The sequence below is a fragment of the Pseudomonas sp. GW822-FHT04H02 genome, from assembly GCF_058800645.1.
On the sequence record NZ_JBXAMM010000004.1, the window covers coordinates 441,061 to 465,863 of the forward strand.

At 65.8% G+C, this 24,803-nt stretch carries 13 protein-coding genes; 5 read left to right on the forward strand and 8 right to left on the reverse strand.

The window, feature by feature from the left end:
- Nucleotides 1-6 precede the first annotated feature (6 nt).
- Both AC1RMG_RS19410 and AC1RMG_RS19415 read left to right on the forward strand, forming a co-directional pair.
- A complete protein-coding gene (locus tag AC1RMG_RS19410; RefSeq protein WP_493169976.1) occupies nucleotides 7-1,356 on the forward strand; it encodes a citrate-proton symporter in 1,350 nt (449 codons plus the stop codon).
- 116 nt (nucleotides 1,357-1,472) lie between these two features.
- A complete protein-coding gene (locus AC1RMG_RS19415) occupies nucleotides 1,473-2,831 on the forward strand; it encodes an OprD family outer membrane porin (protein WP_401153889.1) in 1,359 nt (452 codons plus the stop codon).
- Nucleotides 2,832-2,925: 94 nt separating this feature from the next.
- Here the strand turns inward: AC1RMG_RS19415 and AC1RMG_RS19420 are convergent, their stop codons facing one another.
- Nucleotides 2,926-3,828, reverse strand: a complete 903-nt coding sequence (locus AC1RMG_RS19420) for a LysR family transcriptional regulator (RefSeq protein WP_015636103.1) — start codon at nucleotides 3,826-3,828, stop codon at nucleotides 2,926-2,928.
- Nucleotides 3,829-4,028: 200 nt separating this feature from the next.
- Here AC1RMG_RS19420 and AC1RMG_RS19425 point away from each other — a divergent pair, with 200 nt between their 5' ends.
- The gene (locus tag AC1RMG_RS19425) at nucleotides 4,029-4,502 is read left to right on the forward strand and encodes a hypothetical protein (protein WP_015636104.1); all 474 of its coding nucleotides are present in this window, start codon (nucleotides 4,029-4,031) and stop codon (nucleotides 4,500-4,502) included.
- Between the two features lie 12 nt (nucleotides 4,503-4,514).
- Here the strand turns inward: AC1RMG_RS19425 and AC1RMG_RS19430 are convergent, their stop codons facing one another.
- From AC1RMG_RS19430 to AC1RMG_RS19445, 4 genes are all read right to left on the reverse strand, one after another.
- Entirely contained in the window at nucleotides 4,515-5,756 is a 1,242-nt protein-coding gene (locus AC1RMG_RS19430; RefSeq protein WP_493169978.1) for an EAL domain-containing protein, read from the reverse strand.
- 185 nt (nucleotides 5,757-5,941) lie between these two features.
- Nucleotides 5,942-6,853, reverse strand: a complete 912-nt coding sequence (gene bsrA / locus AC1RMG_RS19435; protein WP_493169980.1) for a LysR family transcriptional regulator BsrA — start codon at nucleotides 6,851-6,853, stop codon at nucleotides 5,942-5,944.
- 85 nt (nucleotides 6,854-6,938) lie between these two features.
- Nucleotides 6,939-7,418, reverse strand: coding sequence for a hypothetical protein (locus tag AC1RMG_RS19440; RefSeq protein ID WP_227454146.1), 480 nt, complete (start codon nucleotides 7,416-7,418; stop codon nucleotides 6,939-6,941).
- Nucleotides 7,415-18,514, reverse strand: coding sequence for a two-partner secretion domain-containing protein (locus AC1RMG_RS19445; RefSeq protein ID WP_493169982.1), 11,100 nt, complete (start codon nucleotides 18,512-18,514; stop codon nucleotides 7,415-7,417). The genes AC1RMG_RS19440 and AC1RMG_RS19445 overlap by 4 nt, the downstream gene beginning before the upstream one ends.
- Before the next feature lie 355 nt (nucleotides 18,515-18,869).
- On the opposite strand from AC1RMG_RS19445, the gene AC1RMG_RS19450 reads away from it, so the two are divergent.
- Nucleotides 18,870-20,045 carry an SRPBCC family protein gene (locus AC1RMG_RS19450; protein ID WP_125063539.1) on the forward strand — a complete coding sequence of 392 codons (1,176 nt, stop codon included), beginning with the start codon at nucleotides 18,870-18,872 and terminating at the stop codon, nucleotides 20,043-20,045.
- Between the two features lie 24 nt (nucleotides 20,046-20,069).
- Nucleotides 20,070-21,173 (forward strand): SMP-30/gluconolactonase/LRE family protein, encoded by a 1,104-nt coding sequence (locus AC1RMG_RS19455; RefSeq protein ID WP_493169984.1) that lies wholly within the window; start codon nucleotides 20,070-20,072, stop codon nucleotides 21,171-21,173.
- Between the two features lie 130 nt (nucleotides 21,174-21,303).
- Here the strand turns inward: AC1RMG_RS19455 and AC1RMG_RS19460 are convergent, their stop codons facing one another.
- The 3 genes from AC1RMG_RS19460 to AC1RMG_RS19470 form a co-directional block, all read right to left on the reverse strand.
- The gene (locus tag AC1RMG_RS19460; RefSeq protein ID WP_015636110.1) at nucleotides 21,304-21,537 is read right to left on the reverse strand and encodes a DUF465 domain-containing protein; all 234 of its coding nucleotides are present in this window, start codon (nucleotides 21,535-21,537) and stop codon (nucleotides 21,304-21,306) included.
- 135 nt (nucleotides 21,538-21,672) lie between these two features.
- Entirely contained in the window at nucleotides 21,673-24,339 is a 2,667-nt protein-coding gene (locus AC1RMG_RS19465; RefSeq protein WP_493169986.1) for an ATP-binding cassette domain-containing protein, read from the reverse strand.
- A 141-nt stretch (nucleotides 24,340-24,480) separates the two neighbouring features.
- Nucleotides 24,481-24,747, reverse strand: coding sequence for a DUF1652 domain-containing protein (locus tag AC1RMG_RS19470; RefSeq protein WP_011061967.1), 267 nt, complete (start codon nucleotides 24,745-24,747; stop codon nucleotides 24,481-24,483).
- Nucleotides 24,748-24,803 lie beyond the last annotated feature (56 nt).

Genomic DNA, 24,803 nt, shown 5'->3' on the forward strand with positions numbered 1-24,803 from the left:
GCCAGTATGCACAGCCAAGCGTCCAATCCATCCGCCACACCCGAGCCCGAAACGCCCAACTCGGCGGGAGGCAAGCGCAGCGTATTCGCGGTGATCCTCGGCAATGCCGTGGAGTTCTTCGATTTCGGGGTCTACGCCACCTTTGCGGTGATGATCGGCCACACCTTCTTTCCCTCCGACAGCGCCTTTGTCAGCCTGATGCTGTCGGTCACCGCCTTCGGTGTCGGTTTTATCGTGCGGCCCCTGGGGGCGGTGCTGATCGGCGCCTACGCCGACCGCGTCGGGCGCAAGCCGGCGATGCTCCTGACCCTGGTGATGATGGCCGTGGGCACCGGCAGCATCGCCATCCTGCCCAGCTATGAAAGCATCGGCATCGCCGCACCGATCCTGCTGGTGCTCACTCGGCTGATCCAGGGCCTGGCCTGGGGTGGCGAGGCCGGCCCCGCCACCACCTACATCCTCGAAGCCGCGCCAGCCCACAAGCGCGGCACCTACGCCTGCTGGCAGGTGGTGGCCCAGGGCGTGGCCGCCATGGCCGCCGGCACCGTGGGCTACACCCTGACCCAGGTGCTGTCCCCCGAGGACCTCAACAGCTGGGGCTGGCGCGTGCCCTTCGTGTTCGGCCTCTTGGTACTGCCAATCGGCATCTACATCCGCCGCAACCTGGCGGAAACCTTCCACGGCCAGGGTGAGACAGCCAGCACCGGCAGCCTGGTGCGCCAGGTGTTCGGCGAGCATCGCCGGGCGCTGGTGCTGGGGCTGCTGATTCTGTCGGGCAGCACCATCACCCAGTACTTCATCAACTACATGACCACCTTCGCCCTCACCGAACTGAAACTGCCCACCAGCATCTCCATGCTCTCGACCCTGGTGGCCGGCGCGGCCATGGCGGTGTGCGCGATTGCCGGCGGCATGCTCTGCGACCGTTTCGGCCGCCGCACCATCCTCATGGCGCCGCGGGTGGTGCTGTTGCTGGTGCTGTTCCCGGCGTTGCAACTGATGACCGAGCACCCCAGCCCGACGACCTTCCTGCTGACCCTGGCGGTGCTCTCCGGGCTGCACGGCATGAGCGGCGCGGCGCTGATCGTGCTGCTGGTGGAGAGTTTCCCCAAGGCGGTGCGCTCCACCGGTTTCTCCATCGTCTACGCCTTTGGCGTGGCGGCTTTCGGCGGTACGGCGCAGATCATCATCACCTGGCTGATCGGCACCACCGGCAACCCGATGTCACCCGTGGGCTACCTGCTGGTGGCCAACCTGGTGTGCCTGACCGCCGCCTGGTTCGCCAAGGAAACCCGCCCACAAACACCCGGGCGCAGCACCCCCGGCCAACGGCTCGCAGAAGCCCGCGCCCGCTGAGCATTCGCCTCACTGCCCAAAACCCTTTTCCGGCACCGCGTCTTTCTCTACCCTGCCGGCCGCGCATGACCGCGGTCGGGCGGAGGTTCGACGCCTTTGATTTGTGGGGAAGCGACATGAAACAGCTCGTACTTTGCCTCCTGGCCATGAGCGCCAGCAGCCCCCTGCTGGCCCAGGACAACCCGCGCCCAAGCCAGCAGGCCCAGGCCCCGGGCTTTATCGAAGGCAGCAGCCTGGACCTCAACCTGCGCCATTACTACTCCAACCAGCACACCCAACGCGACACCTACCTGACGATCAAGAAACCCGACGGCAACCAGCGCACCCGGGTGCGGGAAACCTGGGTACAGACCGGCATGCTCAAGTACAGCTCCGGCTATACCCAGGGGCTGATCGGCATTGGGGTGGACGCCGGCCTGTTCAGCGCAGTGAACCTGGAGCGCGGCCACGGCCGGGTGGCCAATGGCGGCGACCGAGTGCTGGTGGACAGTGACGGCGACGCCCTGCCCACCTGGAGCCGCCTGGGCATCGGCGATGTGCGCTTGCGCCTGTCCAACACCGAACTCAAGGCCGGGCGCCTGATGACCGACAACCCGGTGCTGCGCTACAAGGACAACCGCGCCCTGCCCTCCAGCTTCCAGGGCGTGGGCCTGTACAGCCATGAAACCGACTGGTTGTCGCTGCAGGCCGGCAGCTTCGACCGGGCCATCCCGCGCACCGGCACCGGCAGCGAACGCCTGACCACCACCTTCGGCAACCGCGCCTACAGCGGCGAGCGCATCAGCTACCTGGGCGCGACGGTCAAGCCCGGCCTGGGCCTGGAAGGCAGCCTTTATGCCTCACGCTTCGAGAACATGTGGGACCAGTACTACCTGGGCCTGACCCACCGCGCCGGGGACAAAAGCCGGCTGGCGCTGAAGACCGCGTTCAACTACTACCACACCCGGGACCAGGGCCAGCAGCGCCTGGGCTACATCGATAACGACGCCTTCAGTCTGGCGCTGACCGGCAGCCATCAGGCCCACAGCCTGACCCTGGCCTGGCAGCAGGTGTTCGGCGACGAGTACTTCGACTATGTGTGGGAGTCCACCGGCAACTACATGGCCAACTCCCTGTACTCGGACTACAACGGCCCCAATGAAAAGTCCTGGCAGTTGCGCTACGACCTGGATCTTGCCGCCTACGGCGTGCCCGGGCTGAGCGCCAGCTTGTGGCACGCCAAGGGCTGGGGCATCGACGGCACCCAGTACGACGGTGACCGCGATGGCCGCAACCGCGGCTACAACGTGCGCGGCCTGGACGGCGCCAAGCACAACGAGAACGGCCTGATGCTGGCCTATGTGGTGCAGTCCGGACGGCTCAAGGATGCGGTGCTGCGCACCATCGTCTACAACCACCGCGCCAGCGGCGGGCAGATCGACGGCAGCTATGACGAGTTCCGCCTGGTGGGGAATTTCCCGTTCAACCTGTTCTGACCACCGCCCCTCCTCCGTAGGAGCCGGCTTGCCGGCGAAGAGGTCCGTAAGCCGTGCAGCGCTCTTGGAAACGCTTTCGCGGGCAAGCCCGCTCCTACGCCAGGCTATGGCGTTGCATCGCCCGGACAAGCATTTCCTGGCACCTGAGGGTCGCCACCGACAAGGGCCGGTTGCGCACCACGCACAGGTCCACCCGGATCCGCTCCAGGTATTGGTCGTCGATCGGCACGGCCACCAGCCCATCCCCCAGGTCCCGGGCCTCGGCATCCACCTGGGGCAGGATCAGCACTGCCGCACGTTGGCGGGCCAGGCTTTTCTGCACCTCCAGGGAGCTGGTGGTGAATACCGGAAGGATGTTCACTCCGCGCTTTTTCGCCGCGCCCTCCAGGGCCTGGCGCACGCCGTAGGCCGAGTCGGGAATCGCCAGGGGCTGGCCCTCCAGATCCTGCAGGCGAATGCTCGGGCACTGGGCAAACGGGTGCTCGGCGCTGACCAGTACCCGGTGCCACAGTTGGCAGTGGGCGGTCACCTCCACTTCGGCCCGTTCCGGCAGGTAGAACGCCAGGCCCAGGTCGGCCTCGCCGCTGCACAGGGCATCCAGAGTGGCGCCGGCACTGGCGATGACGATGTTGAAGGTGACTTTCGGATGGGCCCGGTTGAACGCCGCCAGCACCGGCGCCAGCACGCTGGAAACGATACTTTCCGACACATGGATGCTGACGTTACCCGCTACCTGGCTCTGCCGGCTGGCGATCACATCGCGCACCTGGTCGAAGCCGCGCAAGGTGGAGGTGACCTGCTCGGCCAGGCATTCACCCTCCACGGTCAGGCGAATGCCCCGGGGCCCGCGCTCGATCAGCGCGGTGCCGAAGAAGTGCTCCAGTTGCTCGATCTGCCGGCTGACTGCGGTGGGGGTCACGTACAGGCGCTCCGCCGCCTGACGCAGGGAGGCGCACCGGGCCACCTCGTGGAAGTAACGCAACGCTCGTAATTGCATGGCCGCAGATCCCATCGTTGAACTGAGCCATGAGGCAGGCAATTACTGCGCCAGCCGCAGCGCCCCGGAGCCGTTCAACACGCGGTTTTCACACAAAAGATTGATCTGAACGATGCCCCTGCCTACCCTGCCAGGGCGCCGATGCCTCATTCGGCAAGAACCCTCCCCGCCCCCCTTGCCGTCTGCTTCCAAGGATTTCCATGAGCACTCTGCCCCGCACCGCACCACTTGCCGCAACCCTCACCGCCCTGGCGCTGCTTGGCGCCTGCTCCAGCGTGACCCGGGAGATCAACCCGGAGCCCACCATCACTTCCGCCGGCATCCTGGCCTTTCGCGATATCTGCCTGAAGTCCGCGCCGTCCTTCGCCGGCGCCGAGACCGCCGCGCGCAACCATGGCATCAGTGACCTGACCGATGCCGGCTTCGCCAAGATGGGCATGAACGAGGACCAAAGCCTGGGCGTGCAGATACAGGCCAACAAGGAATGCGCGATCACCACCCCGACCCAGAACGACAGCTCGCTGACCCAGCAATTTCTCAGCGTGGCCGGCAAGTTCTCCAGCACCCCGGTGGCCCAGAGCGTACCGAGCAAGATCACCCTCAACGGGCAGACCTTCATCCTCATGCACGACCGTCGTGGCGGTGAAGCCTATGTGATGCTCAAGACGCAGTGACCGCGCTGCGTCCTAGCTCTGGCTGAGCTGTCGCTGCGGCGGCCGGCTCAACGTCAGGACCCGGACCAGGGCGGCCGCATTCATCGGTTTGTGAAACAGAAAGCCCTGGGCCGCATCGACACCCAGGCGCTGCAGGTGCGCACGTTGCTTTTCGGTCTCGATGCCTTCGGCCACCAGCTCCAGGTTCAGCGCACCGGCCATCCCCACGATGGCCTCGATGATCCGGGTTTCCTTGGGCCCCGTAGCGTTGGCGACAAATCCGGAGTCCAGCTTGAGCTGGCCAAAGGGAATGTCCGCCAGGCGCATGATCGAGGAATGCCCGGTGCCAAAATCATCCAGGGACAGACGCACGCCACTGTGCACCAGCACACTGATGTTCTCGATGCACTGCATGCTCAGGACCAGAGCCTGGCGCTCGGTGATCTCCAGGGTCACCTGGCGTGTGGGCACCTGCGCCTCGTCGATCTGTTGCAACACCCGCAAGGCGAATTGCGGATCGCTCAGCTGGCTGGCCTCAATGTTGTAGGAGAACATCAGGGCATCGCCGCTGGCGTGGCCCTGCAACTGCCGCTGCAGCGCCAGGCCCTGCTGCAACAGGCAATCGAACAATTGGCGATGGCCCTGCGGGCTGTCGAACAGGTCGAGAAAGAACTGCGGCCCCAGCACCCCCTTGTGAGGATGCTGCCAACGGGCCAGGACTTCGGCGCCGGTGATGCGCCGGGTCTTCATGCAGACCTGGGGCTGGAAAAAAGGCACGATCTGCCGCTGTTCCAGGGCCTGGGAAACATCCAGTTCGGCCACCCAGTCGTTGTTGGCGCAACCAGCTCCCGCCGCCCCTGGAGCATCGTCACGTGCATGGCCTTTCACCGTACGCTTGATGGCCAGCGCCTTGAGCAGCAAGGCGCTGATCTGCAGCGTGTCCAGCTCGCTGTAACTGCCGACGCAGTACTTGCCGGAACGCACGCGAAAGTTCGCCAGCCCCCAACGGATCGGCGCTTGCAGCGCTTCGCATTCCATCATCGAGAAAAAGCCGTGGTGCTCGCAGAGCCTGCGCAGGTAGGGGATGGCGTTCAGGGAGTGCAGCGAGTCGCAGATCACCAGGTCCAGTTCATCCAGGGCGGGCGGGAACTGAGCGCCGTCGCAGTCATCGCTGATCACTTGTACCCGAGCAAAACCGCAAGACGCGAGAATTCTTGAAAAATGTCGAACCCGAAAAGCGTTCGAACACAACAACAGTACGCTCAGCGTCGACATCACCGCGGCTCCGGATAAAAAACCATGCTAGCCAAATTGAACTCAACTGAGTTCAAGACACTTCGCCAATGGAAGTAGGAAATTTCTGAGACTTGGCACTTTCTCAAGAAATTCCGGAGCCAGAGCTGGTCGGCCGAGGTCGGCCCCACCTGGGCAGCGCCCCGTTTACCCGGAGTGCATGGCGACTATGGAGCACTGGCAATGGCCGCAATCTCCCTGCGCAACCATTGCAGGCCCGGCGCCTGTTGCTGCTGGCGATGCCAGATCAGGCTGACCTGCACCGGCGCCGCCAGCAGCGGCAGGCTGGCGATGCGGATCGGCAGCAAGGCGCAGAAATGCTCCGCCAGGTAGCGTGGCACGGTGCCCAGCAGGTCGGACTGGGCAACGATCAGCGGAATGCTCAGGTAGTTGGGCACGAACACCTGCACCTGGCGCTGGACCTTGGCCGAGCCGAGAACGATTTCCAGGGGCGAGCCGCGCCCACCCCGATCGGGAATCGCCACGTGCTGGCAAGCCTGGTAGGCCTCCAGGCTCAGTTGCGGGGCAAAGGCCGGATGGTCGCGACGGCCGATCACCACCAGTTGCTCCTCAAGCAGCGGCTGGTAGCACAGGTCCGGGCTGTCGAAATACAGGTAGTCCACCGCCAGGTCGAGCATCCCGGCACCGAGCCAGGCGGCGATGGCGTCGGCGCTGTCGCTGCGCACCGCCAGCCGGACCCCGGGCGCTACCTGCTGCAGGCGTCGGGACAGGGCCGGCAGCAGGCGCGCCTGGGCGTAATCGTTCATCGACAAGGTGAACAGTTGCTGGGCCGCCGCCGGCTCGAACGCCGCAGCAGGATCGAGGCCCTGCTGCAACAGGTGCAGGGCCTGGCGCACGGCCACATGCAGGCTCAGGGCCCGGGAGGTGGGTTGCATGCCGCGGGCGGTGCGAATGAACAGCGGCTCGTCCAGGTGCCGACGCAGGCGCGCCAGGGCATTGCTCACCGCCGGTTGGCTGAGGTTCAGGCGTACCGCGGCCCGGGACAGGTTCTGCTCCTGCATCAAGGCGTCGAACACCCGCAACAGGTTGAGGTCCAGGCGCTGCACATTGAGCTTCATGAATAATGCCCATCGAAATTATCCAGGGGCTGGATAATTCGCGGCGCCAGCCCCGGCTGTCAATAACGGCAGCCGGAGCAAGGGGTCAGTCAGCAACCCCTGGACCAGCATTGCTCTCGGGCAGGAAAAGGCGCGCCGCCAGCCAGCAGGTCAGGCAGGCAGCCACGAATAGCACCAGCATCTCCACCTGGTAGTCGGCGAACTGTGCCTTCTTCACGCCATGGACCACCAGGGCGATGAAGATCAGCGCCCATAGGCTGGCCACGCTTGCGCCCACCAGGGCCAGCACCGCACAGGCGCGCGGGCTGTGGTAGACCTTCATCAGCGTCACCCCCAGGGCGAAGACCAGGAACGGCAGCAGAAACGCCACCTGGGCCACCAGCGGTGCAAGCACCGGCATCAGCAGCAACTCGCCCCCCCGCACCTCCCCCAGCAATCGCGGGTTGCTGGCCAGGTGGGCCAGCAGCGTGACGAACTTGAAGGCGCCGAACACCAGCCCCAACACCAGCGGGCAGAAGAAAAACGCCATGAACACCCGGCGGCGCGGGTAAGCCGCCGCACTCATGGCGCACAGCCCTGGCTCTTGGAGTAGCCCAGCAATTTGCAGCCAAACTCCACCCGGGACTTGTAATCCAGAATATCCACGCCGCCATCCATTCCTTTTCGATCACCGATCATTATCTCGGGCATGATCGACGTATCGGTCACCAGCCCGGAAAGCCAGGTGAATGCACTCCGGTCGCCCATGTACTGCTCATGAATCGGCTGCAGGATAGTCTGTTCGCCTTTCAACTGCTTGATGTCCCAGGCGACCGGATCGCTGGTGGCCTTGTTGTAGAGGTTCTTGAAGTTCTCGAAGCCACCGGTGATCAGCGCATCCCCGGCTGCCTTGCGCCAGTCATAGACCGGCGCCATCAGCCGGCCGACACCAAAGGTTATGTACGAGAGGTTATCGTCGGCTCCCAGGCCGGTCCAACCGGCCCTGGACACCTCTTCCGCCCCACCGAACCACTTGGCACCAATCCCCATGTTCTGCTCGTAGACATGGCTGGCACCAAAGAAATTGGCCCGGTTGTCGATGGTGTTCAAGTAGGTCACCAGGCGCCCGGCAGCCCCTTCGGTGTTGTAGAGATAGTCGAAGGTGTTCTTCGAGGAACGGGTCACATCCTTGTTCATGATGTTCCAGGCATCCTTCATGGCCACGTACTTGATCGAGGCATTGACCGCCGCGCGGCAACTGTCGCTGGTCGGCGCCTTGTCGCAGAGGCTGCGCATTTCCGAGTCCAGCCACTCGCTGAGTTTCTCGGCCTTGGCCACCGCAGCCTTCTTCTGCTCATCGGTAGAGCAGGTACGTCCCGACAGGCAGTTGCCCACCTCGTCGAAGGCCTGGTGCGTCAGGTAGTTGTACTGAGTGCCATTGGCCGCCACCGCCGAGGCGATGCTCATGTCACCACCGGACGCCGACGCGCCGAGTACACCGACAATCTGCGACAGCGCCATCAGGTTGGCCTGGGCCTGGATGTACTCCGGCGAGCCGGGGATCAGGTTGTCCGGCAGCAGCTTGTCCCCCAGCACCCCCACCAGCAACTCGTTGGCACCACCGGCGATGGCGCCGGTGCGAAAATCACCGCCCATGGCTTCAGACAGCAGGCCGCCGAGCCCGGCATGCAGGGCGATTTTCGCCAGGCCGCCCTCGGTCAGGCCCAGGTCGCCGATCTTGCCGGCACCATAGGCCCCGCCAATGCTCGCCGCGGTGCCGGCAGCGGCGCTGGCCAGGTTGTCCTTGAAGCTGCCGCCATAGACCGCAGTCTTGATCAGGGCATCGGCCGTGACCTTGACCGCCACGGTCTGCAGGCTCTTGGCATCCAGGCCCATGGCGCTCGGGTTGTAGTTCAACCCCTGGGCCACTCCGGCGGTGGCTGCGGCCACTGTGTAGCCCTTGATGCTCTCCTTGGAGGTCACGTCCTTGAGGACCTTGCCCAGGTTGCCGCGGTTGTCGATGGTGCTGACCGTGGCCTTGGTGGCCACACTGACCGACACTGCCTGGAGCATGGTGTTCATCCCGGCCATCATCGGCCCCATCACCGCCGACAAGGCGATGGCGATGATCAACTGCGCCGCCGGGCCCAGGCCCGAGTTGTTGTACTTGAAGGACTCGTGGATCTCCTTGACCTGGCGCCAGTCCACATCGCCACGGGCCTCGGCCTGTTTCAGCCAGGCCAGTTGCGGGTCGGCCTTGACCATGGCATCGATCGCCTGGCTGACGCTCTTCTGGTCAATGTGCTTGATGTCGATCTTCAAGCCTTCCACGGCCTTGATAGTCAGGCTGCCGCCGGCCACCAGGCTGCTCTGGCGCAGGGTTTCATCGGTGTTGCCGCGGCCTTTGGAGGAGTTCCAGAAGGCGTTGTTGTTGCTCTTGGTATGGCTTTCGTCGTGCAGGTCCTTGACCCCCTCGAAGGTGATCGCGCCGCCGCTGTCCAGGGTCAGGTCCTTGGCACTCTCCAGCTTGGCCACCTGGTACTTCTGGTCGCCACCGCTCTTGAGGGTCAGGTCGCCGCCAGTCGTGATCTCGCTGCCGATGTTGGTGACCTGGGTCACCTCGTCACGGCGGGTCTTCTTGGTGCCCCAGCTGCCTTTCTTCTTCATGTCGTACAGCGAGTAGTCGCTGTCCTGGGCCGCCAGCAACTCCAGGTTGTCACCGGCCACCAGGTAGGCCTCGTTGCCGGCGCTGATACGGCTGGAGATCAGGCTCAGGTCCTTGCCGGCACTGAGGACCACATCGGCCCCGGCGGTCAGCGAAGTGCCGACCTGGCTGACATGGTCTTCCTGGCGGGTGACCTTCTTGGTCTTGGAGTAGCTGTGCTGCTCATCCGCCGCCGAGGCCAGGGTCAGGTCACCCGCCGCATCCATGGCGATGTTGCGCTTGGCCTCGATCTGGCTGGCGACTGCCGTCAGGTCGCGTCCGGCGCTGACCGCCAGATCCCTTCCGACGCTGACGCTTGAACCGTGCTGGGTGATGCTTTCGTTGAGGTAGCGGTCGCGGGTGAGCTTGTCGTGCTCCTGGGCCGATACCAGGTTGACGTCGCGCGCAGCGATCAGGGTCGTGTCGCCGCCACTGCTCAGCACCCCGCCGATGTTATTTATATCGCGACCGGCACCGACATTCAGGTCGTTGCGGGCCTCGATCCGCCCGGCGTTGTCGGCGTAGTCCAGGCGCTGGGTGGTGGAGCCCGGGTTGCTCTGGAAGGTGGTGATGCTGCGCTCGTTGATCACGTCCCCGGCCAGGGCGCGGACCGTCACGTCACGCCCGGCGATAATACCGCCGGACTGGTTGACCACGTTGTCCCCGGCCAGCAGGTTCAGGCGATTGCCCGCCTCGATCAGGCCACCGTTGATCAGGTCAGTCCCCGCCGTGGCACTGAGGTTCTCACTGGCGCGCAAGGTCCCGGAGTTGACCAGGTCCTTGCCGGCGATCAGGGTCACGTCGCGGCCCTGGACCAGTGCGCCATTGGGCGCCAGGCGGTTGTTGGCGTTGGCCAGGTACAGCACTGGCACCAGCACCTTCTCGCCGTTCACCTCCTGCTCTTCGAGCCAGACGATGTCGTGGGTCAGGGCCGCCACCTGCTGGGAGGTCAGGGTCACGCCCACTGCCAGGTTGAGCGAATCCTTGCTGGCGATGGCGTTGTTCATCAGGTACTTGAACATGCCCTCATCGCTGTTCTGGCCATCGAGGAAACGCTGGCCGGTACGGGCCGTGACCGCTTGCTGGATCAGGCGCTGCTCGTAAAAACCATCACCCAGGCGCTTGGCGCTCTGGTCCGGGTCGTAGCCCAGTTTCGACAGCAGATAGTCCGAACCCATGAACTGCTTGAGGTCGGTGAGCAGCGGGTTGGTCTCGATCAGGTACTTGTGCGGATTGCTGCGCACACTGCTGTCCGGCAGGCCCTGGACGCGGTTGACGCTCTGGTTGCCAGCACTGCCCGTGGGCAGCAGCACGCCCCCCGGCGAATCCCCGGCCACGGCGTTCACCTGCACCGTCGCTGCGCGGCCATCGATGCCCGTGGCCTGGTGATCAACCAGGTTCAGGTCGCGAGCGCCCAGGGCCACTTGCGGCAGCGGCCGGTTGCTCAGTTCCCGGGGCTGGACCGGCTCCGGACCGGCCTGGCGAGTGCTCAGTTCCAGGCTGGCGCCGCCCATGCTCCAGCTCTGCGCCGGGGCCGAGGGCTGCGCTGCGCCGCCCTGGCCGCTCAGGCGGAACAGGCCGTTCTGCCCGGATGGCAGGCTGAAGTTGGGCAGGCTCAGGGGGTTGACCTGCTGCTGCGCCAGGTCCGGCGGTAGCTGGGAGTGGAGCACTACCATCAGCGGCTTGCTGGAGGCGCCCACCGCCGTGTCGCGGGTGCTACCGCCCACGGCGATGGCATTCTTGACCACGCTGATATTGCTGATGTCGTTGGCTGCCGTGAGCCGGGCCTTGCCACCGGCCTGGATGATGGCCGGCGCGGCGGAAGTGCTCTGGGTCGAGGTCTCTACCGGCCGGTCGATGCCATAGAAGATCCCCGGGTTGAACTTGGCCACCAGGGCGGCGAAGTCCTCCTGGTTGAAGGCACTGCCCTGCGGGTGCGCCCGGTCATAGGCCTGCACGTCACGGGCCAGCTGGAAGAACAGCCCGCGATTGATCTTGACCCCGGCGCCGACTTCATAGCCGGAAGAACCGGACGCCACCAGGGAGGCCTGGTTGGTGATGGTGCCGCTGGTGATGCTCAGGTCATTGCCTGCCGACACGGTGCTGTAGCGGTTGAGGAAGCTGGTGCTGTTGACCGTCAGGTTGCCCCCCGCGTTCAGGGTCGACTGCGGCGAGTCGCTGGTCACCACGCCTTCCACCGTCCGGTAGATAAACACCGGCCCCCGGACCCAACTGGCGCCACCGCCGCAGTGCTGGACGCAGCGGATGGTCATGCGGCCATCGGTGATCTGCTGGCTGGCTTCGTATTTTTCCCGGTCGTTGACCAGATCCAGTGCAGCGATATTGATATCGCCGCCACTCTGGATGTTGCCGGAGATGTTTCTCAGACTCTGCGCCGAGGTGCCTGCCGCCATGCCGGCCACAGTCAGGCCGCCCAGGCTGTAGAACTCGCCATAGCTGTTGGTCAGGGTATTGACGTTGAAGCCGGCGTTCTGGCCGCTGAATACGAAACCGTGGTCGTTGACCAGGGTCGGGGTGGTCAGGTTCAGGCCCTGGGCGGCGCCCAGGGTGCCGGTGTTGAGCACGCCGCCGGCATTCACCGAGAGTCCGGCGTTGGAGGTCAGGCGCCCGGCGTTGTTCAGTTGCCCGGCGACCGTGACCTGGGTACCGCCGCCACCGGCGATGCTGCCCGCGGCGCCAAGGTTGAGCTGGGCCGCGCCAAAGCCAAGGGTGCCCAGGCTGGATACCCGGCCATTACCGGAATAGGTGCCGCCGATCTGCAGGTCCAGGCTGCCATCGCTGGCCAGCAGCCCGTCGTTGTTCCAGTTGCCGCCCCGGGCCTGCAAGTGCTGGCTGGCCAGCAACTGGCCAGCGGCGGTCTGGCTGAAGTGGTTGACGTCGAGGTTCAGGCGCCCGGCCTGGATCACGCTACTGTTGGTCCAGCTGTCGGCGGTCAGCGTCAGCCCGCCCCGGGTGACCAGGCTGCCGCCGGCATTGATCACGTTGCCGGTGGCGATATCGAAGTTGCCTTCGCCCAGGTGCAGCAGGCTGCCACCCTGATTGAGGAAACCCGACGCCGCCAGGGTCAGGTCGGTGTTGGCGGATTCCAGCAGGCCGTTGCGGTTGTCGAACAGCCCGCCGATCTGCAGGTCGGTCTTGCCGCCAGGGGCCAGGGCCCGCAGCTTGCCGCCCTGGTTGTCCAGGCTGGCGCCGCGCAGCGCCAGGCTCTCGCGGCTTTCAATCAGGCCACCCTGGTTGACCAGGGAACCGTTGAAATCCAGGTCGATGTGCTGGCCGTTGATCTGCCCGGTGCTGTTGTCGAGCTGATTGCCGCTGGCCTTGACCCGCCCGCTGGCATACAGCCCGCCGTGGCTGTTATCCACCCCGGCGCTGCCGGCATTGAGCAGCAAGTCGCCACCCTTGGCCGCCATGCGTCCGGCGCCGTTGTCGAAACCGGCCAGGGCTTGCAGATCCAGGCGCTGGGCCTCGGCCTGGCCGCCATGGTTGTTCAGCACCCCCGACATCCGGGCCTGGAACAGCCCCTTGAGGCTGGACAGCACACCCGCGCGGTTATCCAGGCTGGCGCCTTGAATGTCCAGGTCACCATCCTCGGCAATCAGCTTGCCGCCCTGGTTATCGATGCCCCCGGTCGCTGCCAGGGTCTGGGCCTTGGCGCTCTGGATCGCGCCCTTGGCATTGTTCAGGCTGCCGGCGCTCAGGCTCAGGCCGGCGTCGCGGCTGTAGATCAGGCCGTCATTCTGGTTGCGCACCTCACCACTGACGTTGACCTGCAGCGCACCGTTGGCGGCCAGGGTGCCGCGGTTACTGTTGTCCAGGCTGTTGCTGAACAGAGTCATCAGGTTCTGGCTGACCAACTGCCCGCCCTGGTTGTCGATGCGGCTGGAACGCTTGAGCAGCAGCGGGCCGCTGGCGGCCAGCTTGCCCTGGGTGTTGACCAGGGCACCCAGAAGATCGAGGGTCACCGCGCCTTCACCGCGCAGGTTGCCACCCTGGTTGTTCAGGCTATTGCCGGTGAAGTTCAGGCCGCCCACGGCGCTGAGGCGGCCGCCCTGGTTGTCCAGGTCGCCGGCGCCGATGTCGAGGCTGGCGCTGCTTTCAATCAGCCCGCCCCGGGCGTTGTTCAAACCTCCACTGCCAAGGATCAGTTGCTGCTCGCCCTTGCTGGTGACGATGCCCTTGTCGCTGTTGTCCAGGCTCGCGGCCTTGAGGGTCAGCTGACCCTGGCTGGCCAGCCCGCCTTGCGCACTGTTGAGCAAGGCGCCGCTGAGGTCGATATTCAGATCCCCCAGCAGGCTCGACAAGGTACCTTGCTGGCGGTTGTCCAGGCTGCCGCCGCTGACCTTGAGCCCCTGCCAGCCGGATATCAGGCCCTGCTGGTTGCCCAGGTTCACGGCCTCGACCCCAAGCTGCTGGTGGCTGATCAGCTTGCCGCCACTGTTGTCCAGGCTGCGCCCGGCCAGGTTGAAGCCCAGGGTGCTGGAGATTTCCCCGGCCTGGTTCTGCAGGTCCCGCAGCCCGGCAATGCTCAGCACGCCCTGGGTGTTGATCAGGCCCTGGCGGTTGTCCAGGTCCGAGCCTTGGGCCCCCAGGTCGATGCCCACACGGGTGCCGCCGAGCAGGCGCCCACCCTGGTTGTCCAGGCCGTTGGCGCTGATCTGCAGCGGCCCGGCGGCCTGGATCAGGCCCTGGTTGCGCAACGGGCCAGTGACCCGCAGGTCCAGTTCGCTGTCGCTGAGCAGCGAGCCGCTGTGGTCCAGGCTAGCGGCATCGATCTGCAACGCGGCGGCGGCGATCTTGCCCTTGAGCGCGGTCAGCGCGCCCTCGATGCGCAAGGTCAGGGCCTGGTTGCTGAGCAACTGCCCGGCGCTGTTGTCCAGGCTGCGGGCGGCCAGTTCGAAAGCCTGCTGGCTGGAGATTTCCCCCTGACGGTTATCCACCGCGCCGAGGTTGCTCAGCAGTAGCACACCTGGGGCATTGATCAGGCCGCCCTGGTTGTTCAGGGTGCCATGGTTCAGGTCCAGGCTCAGGCGGCTCTTGCTGAACAGCTTGCCGCCCTGCTGCTGCAACCCGGTGACCGAGGCCGTCAGGGCCTTGGCGCTGCCGATGCTGCCCTGCTCGTTGTTGACCTGGGCAGCGTTCAGGCTCAGTTCATCACCGCTGTTGAGGTTGCCGCCCTGGCTGTTGTCCAGCGCTCCGGTATTGAGTGACAGCCGGCCCTTGGCGCTGATGATGCCCTGCTGCTGGTTGTCCAGCCGGGCACTGGCCAGGGTCAGGCCCGCGTCGCTCAACAACTTGCCGCCCTGGTTGCTCAGGGCCTGCCCGGCGCTGACCTGCAAGGCACCACCACTGGACAGGCTGCCCCGGTCGTTGTTCAGGTTGCGGGCCTGGATCGCCAGGCGGCCTTCGCTGCTGATCCGGCCTTTGCGGTTGTCGAGGTCTTCACCCAGCTCCAGGTCCAGGCGCTGGGCCCCCACCAGTTGCCCGCCCCGGTTGTCCAGGCCGATGCCGCTGAGGCTCAGGCCCTGGTCCGCGGAAATCAGGCCCAGGTTCTGGTTGAGCACCCGGGCCACCTTCAGGGTCAGGTCACCACTGGCCAGCAGGCGGCCCTGGTCACTGTTGTCCAGGCGCTCGCCGCTCAGGTCGATCTGCCGGCTCGACACTTCACCGCCGCGGTTATCCAGTCGCCCGACCTGCAGGTCCAGGGCGCGGGTGGCGCCCACCAGCCCCTCCTGGCGGTTGTCCAGGCTGGCGGCCTTGAGGGTCATCTGCCCTTCGGCCAGCAGTATTGCGCCCTGGTTGTCGGCGTGCCCGCTGACCTGCAGTTGGCTGTCGCCACGGCTGTGCAACTGGCCGTCGCGGTTGTCCAGACTGGCGCTGCGGCTGTCGATGGCTGCAGCCGAGATCAGCCCCTTGACGTTGGCCAGGGCCTGCTCGATGCGCAGGGTCAGGGCCTGATTGCTCAGGAGCTTGCCGGCACCGTTGTCCAGTTCCCGGGCGTTGAGGCTGAAGGCCTTGGCCCCGGAGATTTCACCGCTGCGGTTGTCCACCCGGTCGAGGTTGCGCAACAACAGCTGCCCCGGGGTGTGCAGGTTGCCGCCCTGGTTGTCCAGCAGGCCATGGTTCAGGTCCAAGGTCAGGTCGGCGTTGCTGAACAGCTCGCCGCCCTGCTGCTGCAGACCAGTGATGCTGGCATTGAGGGCCTGGTCGCTGCCGATCCGGCCCTGGTTGTTGGTCAGTTGGGCAGTGGTCAGGGTCAACTGCCCGGCACTGGTCAGGCTGCCGCCCTGGCTGTTGTCGAAAGCGCCGGTGCCCAGGCGGGCATCGGCCTTGGCGCTGATCACGCCCTTGTCGCTGTTGTTCAGGCTGGTGCTGTCCAGGGTCAGCCCCTGCTCGGCGACGATCGAGCCGCCCTGGTTGAGCAGCGCCCCGCGGCTGTCGAGGCTCAGGGCCCGGGCACCGGTCAGGCGTCCGCCGCGGTTGTCCAGGCTGCCAACCTTGAGGGTCAGCAGGTCTTCGCCGCTGATCAGGCCGCGCTGGTTGTCCAGGGCTGCGCTCAGGGTCAGCAGCAACGGCTTCTGGCTCACCAGCTGGCCGCCGCTGTTGTCCAGGCTGTCGCCACTCAGGGTCAGCCCTTGCTTGCTGAACAACAGCCCCTGGTTCTGGTTGATGACCCGGGCCACCTGGAGCAGCAGGCGTTGGTCCGCCAGGACCTTGCCGCCATCACTGTTGTTCAGCCCCTGGCCGTTGACCTGCACTTCCCCCTGGCCCGACAGTGCACCACCACGGTTATCCACCTCGACGACGTCCAGGGTCAGGGCCTTGAGGGAGGCCACCAGGCCCTGGTCCCGGTTATCCAGGGACTGGCCCTGCAGATGCAGAACGCCTTCGGCCACCAGCTCGCCGCCATGCTGGACAAGGCTGTCCACCTGGGCATGGAGTTCGCCTTTGCTGGCGATGCGGCCAGCGTGGTTGAGCACCTCGCCGCTGTTCAGCGTCAGGGTTGAAGTGGCGCTGAGCAGGCCACCGCTGTTGTCCAGGCGGTTGCCTTCGACGGTGACGGCGGTCCGGCTTTCCAGGCGGCCCTTGTCGCGGTTATCCACGTCACGACTGTGCAGGCCCAGGGCCTGATCGGCACGTATCACCCCACCGCGGTTGTCCGCACTCTCGCCGCGCACCACCAGGGTGTCGCTGCCGGAAATCCTGCCCTTGCGGTTGTCCAGTTGCCCGGCCTGTACTTCCATGGCCTGGTTAGCCTGAATCAAGCCCCTGTCCTGGTTGTCGAGACGCCCGGCGACCTGGACCTCCAGGCGCTTCTCGCTGCGCAGGTTACCGGCCTTGCTGTTGTCCAGGGATGCGGCCTGCACCTTCAGCAAGCGCTCCGCCCCCAGGGCACCGCCACGGTTGTCGATGGCCCCGCTGGCGTTGATATCCAGGGTTTCACCGGCCATCACCAGCCCGGCAACGTTGTCCAGCGCCGCCAGTTGCAGGCGAACCTGGCTCAGGCTGCTGAGCTCGCCGTGGCGATTGCCCAGGTGGCCGATCTCGGCCTTGAGTTGGCCGTCGCTGGTGATCAGGGCATTGTGGTTCAGCACCTGGGTGGCCTGCAGTTCCAGGCTGTCGCTGCTCAGGACCCGGCCCTGGTTCTGGTTGTCCAGAGTGCCGGCGCTGACCTTCACCTGATGCTGGCCACTAAGGGTACCGCCCCGGTTGTCCAGGGTCTGGGCCGTGTTCAGGGTCAGGTCGCGGCTGGCGACAATGCTCTTGCCGCGGTTGTCGAGATCCCGGGCGTTGAGGCTGATATCGCCGTTGGCGTTGCGAGAGTTATCGGCATTGACCCCGGCTTCGATGATGCCCTGGTTGCTCAGTTGGCCACCGCTGTCCAGCTGGATGCTGTCGCGGGCGGCGAGGGTTTTCTGGCTGCTCAGGTCACCCTTGGTCTGCACCTTGAGTTCGCTACCGGCGTAGACCGCGCCCTGGGCCTCCAGGCTGCCGGCCTTGATCGCCACCGCGCCCTTCTCGGCAGTGGCGTCCGCCATGCGCAACTGGCCATCGGCGTCCAGTTGGATATCACCGCCACTGGCGATCAGCTTGCCGTCGAGCTTCACCCCCACCCCGGCCTCGGTGCCCACCAGCTTGATCGCCCCGGCGTACATGCCGCCCAGGGCTGATGAGTCGATGGCCAGTTGCGGTGCATCCGCCGGGTTGGCGGTGCGGGCCGTGGCGTTCAAGGTCTTGGCGTCGACGTCGTTGGCCCCGGCGATCACCGCCAGGTGCCGGGCCTGGATCTCGGCGTTGATCTTGGCGCTGCGGGTGATGATTTCGAACTGGTCGATATTGCTCGCGTTGAGGCCCGCGCCCTCGATGGCGACGCTGCCCTGGTCCACTTGGTAACGCTGGAGCTGGCCGTTCTCGATCACCGGCTTGCCGGTGGTCAGGGTGGCCTTGGGGGTGTTGATGAAGCCGCAGCCGTTGCAGGTCACGCCGTAGGGGTTGGCGACAATGACATGGGCCGCTTGCCCGGCCACTTCGGTGTAGCCCTTGAGCTGGCTGGGGCTGCCGCCGTTGACCTCGTTGAGGATCACATTGGCCGCGCGGCCACCCAGGTTGGAGTTGCCGAGAATGATTCCACCGAGCTGGGTTTCCTGGGTGCGGCCGGTGGCGTTGTTGAGGATCAGCCCCTGCTGGCCGACGTTGTAGTCGCTGAACTTGTTGTGCGACAGGCCGCTGCCATTGGGCGTGGCAATGTTGACGATGGGCACGCCATTGCCGGCCTGTCCCAGGGTTGTACCGCTGCCGTTGACCACGATGCCGTCGGCCATCGCCACCAGCGGCTGCCAGAACATCATGTTGGCCAGGACGAACGCCAGGCTGCGCTTGGACAAGCCGCAGAACGAATCACGGGATTGCAGGACAGCAGAGGGTTGCTGGGCCAGGAAGGTGAAGTGGCGAACGTCCATGTCAGTCTCTTAGCAATGCAGGAGCACAAGCCCCTGGAGCCTTCATCCTGAAGGCCCATGGCGAGGAAAAATTGATTTCGGCAAGCAGGGTCGAACTGGCAGCCCCTCGATGCCTGACAGGCAAAACGGAACCAGAAAGAAGCAGAGTGCGAGCAGAAATGATATCAATTCAATATCAAAATACTAAATAGCCACTATTCTGGCGTCAATCTTTCATTCGCCTCGCTGTCGTTTCCCTGGGCTTTATCCAGGCATTTTCAGCCTGATGAATAATCCTCATTCCCACTATCCATTGGCTGGATAATTACCCGCCGGCTACGCTGCTGCCCATAAAAACAACAACGGGAATCGGGCCGTGCGAGAAACCACCCAGCACTTTCGTCAGCAATACCGAGCGGCGGTCAGTCCGCGCTACAACCCCTGGCTGCATGGCGGCTTTGTCCTGGCCTATGGCCTGCTGTGCATCGGCCTGCTATGCAGCACCCTGAGCCAGGTGCAGCCCCTGGAATGGCTGGCGGTGCCGGTGGCGCTGCTGTTCTTCAACCTGTGCATCTACGTGGTGCACCGCTGGCTGGGGCATCACAAGCAGCGCTTCGCGCGGATGTTCTATGCCCGCCATACCGGCGACCACCACAGCTTCTTCGCCCCCGGGCTGATGGCCTATGAAGGCTACCGGGACTGGCGGGTGATTCTGTTTCCGGCCTGGCTGATCGTGGTGCACAGCCTGCTCTTCGCCCTGCCCCTGTGGGCGCTGCTGCGCCTGTGGAATGGCAACGTGGCGGCGCTGTTCGCCAGTTGCACCCTGCTCGGCTACCTGGCCTACGAGGTGTTCCATGCCTGCGAGCACCTGCCCGCCAATCACCCCCTGGCGCGCCTGCCCTGGGTGCGGCAGATGCGCCGCCTGCACGAACTGCATCACCGCCGCGAGCTGATGCAGGAGCGCAACTTCAATATTGTCCTGCCGCTGATGGACTGGCTGTTCGGTACCCTGCACTGGCAACCGCAAGAGCCGCCAGCCGTCACTTCCACCCCTGACGAGGCCACGCCCATGACCCGCATGCAGCACCAGGTCGACATCCCCCGCAGCGCCGCCAGCACCCTGGCCTATGCCGCCAGCTCGCGGCTCTGGCCACAGTGGCACCCCTCCTCGCTCAAGGTCGAGGGCGACGAAGGCCCGCTGTTCGCCGGGCAAGGCTTCGAGGAAGACATCCATGCCGGCGGGCGCAGCGGTCACCTGAGCTGGAAGGTCGAGGAATACCTGCCGGGGCACCGCTGGCGTGCCAGCGCCCGGGGCGATCACGGCCTGCACCTGCAGGTGACCTACGAATGCCAGCCCCTGGGGGCGCAGCACACGCGCTTCGTACGGACCCTGGAGTACGGCTTTGACAACCTGCTGATGCGCCTGGGCAATCAGCTGTTATTCAAGCGACGGATAGAACGGGAATCCGCCGCCTCATTGCTGGCATTGTGCGAGATGGCCCAGCAAGCTATCCCGCTGCCCGCCACCGAGGCCCCCGGCCGCCCGTCCTGAGGCCGCCCCGACAGGAGTCATTGCATGAATCAGATTGCCCCCCGCCGCTTCAGCGGCCTGCGGATTGTCCTGCTGGTGCTGCTGGCCGTCCTGGCCTTCCTGCTGCTGATGCCGACCAGGGTCCAGCCGGTGGCCTGGAACCCGGCGCCGGCGCCGTCCCTGAGCCAGGGGCCGTTTGCCGAGAACCAGAAGCTCAAGGCCGTGCAGCCGGTGGGCGCCCGGGACATCGACGGCCCCGAAGCCCTGCTGCTGGAACACGAACAACTGCTCAGCGGCCTGCATGACGGCCGGGTGATCCAGAGCAGCCTCGACGGCAGTGCGCTCAAGGTGCTGGTCAATACCGGCGGCCGGCCCCTGGGCCTGGCCCGGCACCCGGACGGGCGCCTGATCATCGCCGATGCCATCAAGGGCCTGCTGGCCCTGGACAGCCAGGGCCAGTTGCAGGCCCTGAGCACCGAGGCCAACGGCCTGAAGTTCGGCTTTACCGACGATGTGGCGGTCGATGCCGCGGGGCGCTACGCCTACTTCAGCGACGCCACCAGCCGCTGGGGCTATGGCCATGACGGCGAAGCGGTGATCGAGCACGGCGCCGATGGCCGCCTGCTGCGCTACGACTTCCAGAGCGGCACCACCGAGGTGCTGCTGGACCGCCTGGAGTTCGCCAACGGCATTGCCCTGGGGCCGGACGAGGCCTATGTGCTGGTCAATGAAACCGGCGCCTACCGCATCAGCCGCTACTGGCTCAAGGGTGACAAGGCCGGCAGCCACGACCTGTTCATCGACAACCTGCCGGGGCTGCCGGACAACCTGAGCTTCAATGGCGCCGGGCGTTTCTGGGTGGCCCTGTACGCACCGCGCAACCCGTTGCTCGACGCCACCGCGCCCTACCCCTTCGTGCGCAAGATGCTGGTGCGGGCGATGACGGTATTGCCCAAGCCTGTGGAGAAGCGCGGCTTCGTGCTGGGCCTGGATACCCAGGGCCGGGTGATCGCCAACCTGCAGGATGGCAGCAGCGGCAACTACTCGCCGATCACCACGGTGCGCGAATATGGCGATGCCTTGTACCTGGGGTCGCTGACGGCCAGGCACATGGCCCGGTTGTCGTTGAAGGAGGCGCTGGCGCCTTGAGGCTGGGTGCGTTGCAGCTTGGGGTGGGGACAGCCCGGCGGGCGTCTGGGCGGCTATGCCGCCCAGCGGGAGCAAGCTCCCTCGCCACAACAAGCGCCTTGCTACTGCGAGCGTCTTTGCTACAGGGGGGTCAGGAACCGGCGGTGAGTTTCCCGGCGATCTCATCCTTGATCAGCAGGCGTTTTTCCTTGAGTTTCTTCAGTTCATCGTCTGCGGCAGCGGCAGCTTCGGCCTTGAGCACCTGATCGTCGATGCTGGTGTATTTGTCGAACAGCGCATTCAGGTGGGGGTCACTGGCCCGACGCTGTTGAATGTCTTCTTTACTGCAGCTCAGGTCCTGGTAAAGGTCGTGGGTCACCGGCATGGAACACCTCCGTGGTTGATCGGCAGCAAGGGCGTCATCACGCCCCCGCCGGTTATCAGAATGGCCTCGCCGGACCGGGTCTGTCGACCGCCAATCAGACCAGCGGTAACCGTTCGTCGCCACTTTTGCCCTGGATCAACGTCCGCCCAGCGCTTGGGCAAGAAAGGGCGCGGTGCGGCTAGTGCGCTGCTTTGCCACCTGGTGCGGGGTGCCGCAGGCCACCAGGGTGCCGCCCTGGTCGCCGGCTCCAGGGCCGATGTCGATCACCCAGTCGGCCTGGGCCACCACGCGCATTTCGTGCTCCACCACCACCAGGCTGTGCCCGGCCGCCACCAGTTTGTCCAGTTGCTCCAGCAGACGGTCCACATCCCGTGGGTGCAGGCCGGTGGTGGGCTCGTCCAGCACGTACAGGGTGGCGCCCCGGGCAGTGCGCTGCAGCTCGGTGGCCAGCTTGATGCGCTGCGCCTCACCGCCGGAGAGCTCGGTGGCCGGCTGGCCCAGGCGCAGGTAATCCAGGCCGATGTCGCGCAGCACTTCCAGGGCGCGGCGGATGCCCGGTTGTTCGGCAAACACCGGCAAGGCCTGCTCGACACTCAATTGCAGCACCTGGGCGATGTTCAGGCCCTGCCAGGTCACGGCCAGGGTCTGGGGGTTGTAGCGCGCGCCATGGCAGGTCGGGCACGGGGCGAACACGCTGGGCATGAACAGCAGCTCGACGCTGACAAAGCCCTCGCCCTCGCAGGCCGGGCAACGGCCCTTGGCCACGTTGAAGGAAAACTGCCCGGCGTCGAAGCCCCGCTCCCGGGCCTCGTCGGTGGCGGCGAACAGCTTGCGCACCTGATCGAACAGCCCGGTGTAGGTCGCGAGATTGGAACGCGGGGTGCGGCCGATGGGTTTCTGGTCCACCTGCACCAGGCGCTTGATCTGCTCCATGCCGGCCACCACCCGCCCGCCGCTGCTGACCGGTGCGTCGTCCGCCAGGTCCAGCTCCGGCGCCTCATCGCTGGCCGAAGCCTTGCCCAGGTGCGCGCCCACCAGTTCCAGCAGGGCCTGGCTCACCAGGCTCGACTTGCCGGAACCGGAAACCCCGGTCACCGCGGTAAAGCAGCCCAGGGGAAACTCGGCGTCCAGCTCCTTGAGGTTGTTGCGGCTGATACCTTCCAGCCGCAGCCAGCCCCGGGGCGGGCGCGGGGTACGCCGGGCCGGGGCCTGCTCGGGAAACAGGTAGGCCCGGGTCTGGGACTGCGCCACCTCGGCCAAGCCGGCCGGCGGGCCGCTGTACAGCACCTGGCCGCCACGCTCTCCCGCCGCCGGGCCCACGTCCACCAGCCAGTCGGCACGGCGCATGGTCTGCACATCGTGCTCCACCACGAACAGCGAGTTGCCGGCGGCCTTGAGCCGCTGCAAGGCCTCGAACAGTGCCTCGGCATCCGCCGGGTGCAGGCCTGCCGAGGGCTCGTCCAGCACATAGATCACCCCGAACAGCTGCGAGCCCAGCTGGGTCGCCAGGCGCAGGCGCTGCAACTCACCGGAAGACAGGCTCGGCGTGCTGCGCTCCAAGGCCAGGTAGCCCAGCCCGAGGTCGGTCAGGGTGCTGACCCGCTCCAGCAGGTCCTGGGCGATGCGCTGGGCGGCCAGGCGCTTTTCCAGGGACAGGTTCGGCGTATGCCGCACATCCGGCGCGCCACGATGCTCCGGGGCGCCCTGGGCATGGCGCTGCTGACGCGCGGCACGAGTCTGGGCGTGGCTCAGCACCGGATCATCGGCGGGCGCCTGCTCCAGGTAATCTGCCGCCGCCACCGGCCGCAGCACCTCGGCCAGTTGCAGCAGCGGCAGGCGCGCCAGCTCGCCGATATCCAGCCCGGCAAAGGTCACCGCCAGGGCCTCGCGCTTGAGCCGCTTGCCCTCGCACAGCGGGCACGGGCTGCCGCGCATGAACTGCGACACACGCTTTTTCATCAGCGCGCTCTGGGTGTGGGTGAAGGTGTGCAGCACATAGCGCCGGGCGCCGCTGAAGGTGCCCATGTAGCTGGGTTCCTGCTTGCGCTTGAGGGCTTCGCGGGTCTGTTCCGGGGTCAGCCCGGCGTACACCGGTACTGTGGGGGTTTCTTCGGTGAAGAGGATCCAGTCACGCTGCTTTTTCGGCAGTTGCTGCCAGGGGATGTCGACGTCGTAGCCCAGGGTCACCAGGATGTCCCGCAGGTTCTGTCCCTGCCAGGCCAGGGGCCAGGAGGCCACGGCGCGCTGGCGGATGGTCAGCGAAGGGTCGGGAACCATGCTCGCTTCGTCGACCTCATAGACCCGCCCCAGGCCATGGCATTCCGGGCAGGCGCCCTGGGGCGTGTTCGGCGAAAAGTCCTCGGCATACAGCATCGGCTGCCCCGGCGGGTAGCTACCGGCCCGGGAATAGAGCATGCGCACCAGGCTCGACAAGGTGGTCACGCTGCCCACCGAAGAGCGCGTGCTGGGAGTGCCGCGCTGCTGTTGCAGGGCCACCGCCGGCGGCAGGCCGTCGATGCGGTCGACATCCGGCACCCCCACCTGGTCGATCAGGCGCCGGGCATAGGGCGCCACCGATTCGAAGTAGCGACGCTGGGCCTCGGCATACAGGGTGGAGAACGCCAGGGACGACTTGCCCGATCCCGACACCCCACTGAACACCACCAGCGCATCCCGGGGAATGTCCACGTCGATATTCTTCAGGTTGTGCTCGCGGGCGCCGCGCACCCGGACAAAACCGCTGGCTGGAAAGGACGAAGGGCTCGCCTGGGAAGCATCGGAGGGGCTACGGGAAGCAGTCATGAACCAGCCTTATGTCGAGAACCGCGAACAGTCGAAGCGCGATCATCACACAAGGTCCGAGGCCCGAGGCAAGCCCCGTGGAAAATCGACGCGCGTACCCGGGGTTCGAGCCTCGCCCCCGGCGCAATGTTCCCTGGCGCTTCAGCGACCGTGCTGGCGGCGGGCTTGCTGCTCGGTGCTCAGGCGGGTGTGCTGGAGGTCGTAGCGCAACTCGGCAATCAGCTCCGACAGCGCCCGGGAGCTGGTCAGGCCGCGGGTGGCGATGCCGGTGACCAACAGGTCGACGCGCCCGCTGGCGGGGTCGCAGATGCGCACAGTCATGGCCCCGTCGTGGCCGACGGTGCACTGGCAATGCAGGGGCAGGAAGCTGGTTTCAACGATTCTGCGCAGTTCAAGGGTGGAGATCACGGCGGAGCATCCAAAAAAGGTTGAGAAGAAAAACCGCGCAAGACGACGTTTGTTGT

Coding starts and splice junctions, on each gene's coding strand:
- AC1RMG_RS19410 (WP_493169976.1), top strand. CDS start 7: ATGCACAGCCAAGCGTCCAATCCATCCGCCACACCCGAGCCCGAAACG.
- AC1RMG_RS19460 (WP_015636110.1), bottom strand. CDS start 21,537: ATGCCGGTGACCCACGACCTTTACCAGGACCTGAGCTGCAGTAAAGAA.
- bsrA (WP_493169980.1), bottom strand. CDS start 6,853: ATGAAGCTCAATGTGCAGCGCCTGGACCTCAACCTGTTGCGGGTGTTC.
- AC1RMG_RS19465 (WP_493169986.1), bottom strand. CDS start 24,339: ATGACTGCTTCCCGTAGCCCCTCCGATGCTTCCCAGGCGAGCCCTTCG.
- AC1RMG_RS19415 (WP_401153889.1), top strand. CDS start 1,473: ATGAAACAGCTCGTACTTTGCCTCCTGGCCATGAGCGCCAGCAGCCCC.
- AC1RMG_RS19455 (WP_493169984.1), top strand. CDS start 20,070: ATGAATCAGATTGCCCCCCGCCGCTTCAGCGGCCTGCGGATTGTCCTG.
- AC1RMG_RS19440 (WP_227454146.1), bottom strand. CDS start 7,418: ATGAGTGCGGCGGCTTACCCGCGCCGCCGGGTGTTCATGGCGTTTTTC.
- AC1RMG_RS19445 (WP_493169982.1), bottom strand. CDS start 18,514: ATGGACGTTCGCCACTTCACCTTCCTGGCCCAGCAACCCTCTGCTGTC.
- AC1RMG_RS19430 (WP_493169978.1), bottom strand. CDS start 5,756: ATGTCGACGCTGAGCGTACTGTTGTTGTGTTCGAACGCTTTTCGGGTT.
- AC1RMG_RS19420 (WP_015636103.1), bottom strand. CDS start 3,828: ATGCAATTACGAGCGTTGCGTTACTTCCACGAGGTGGCCCGGTGCGCC.
- AC1RMG_RS19425 (WP_015636104.1), top strand. CDS start 4,029: ATGAGCACTCTGCCCCGCACCGCACCACTTGCCGCAACCCTCACCGCC.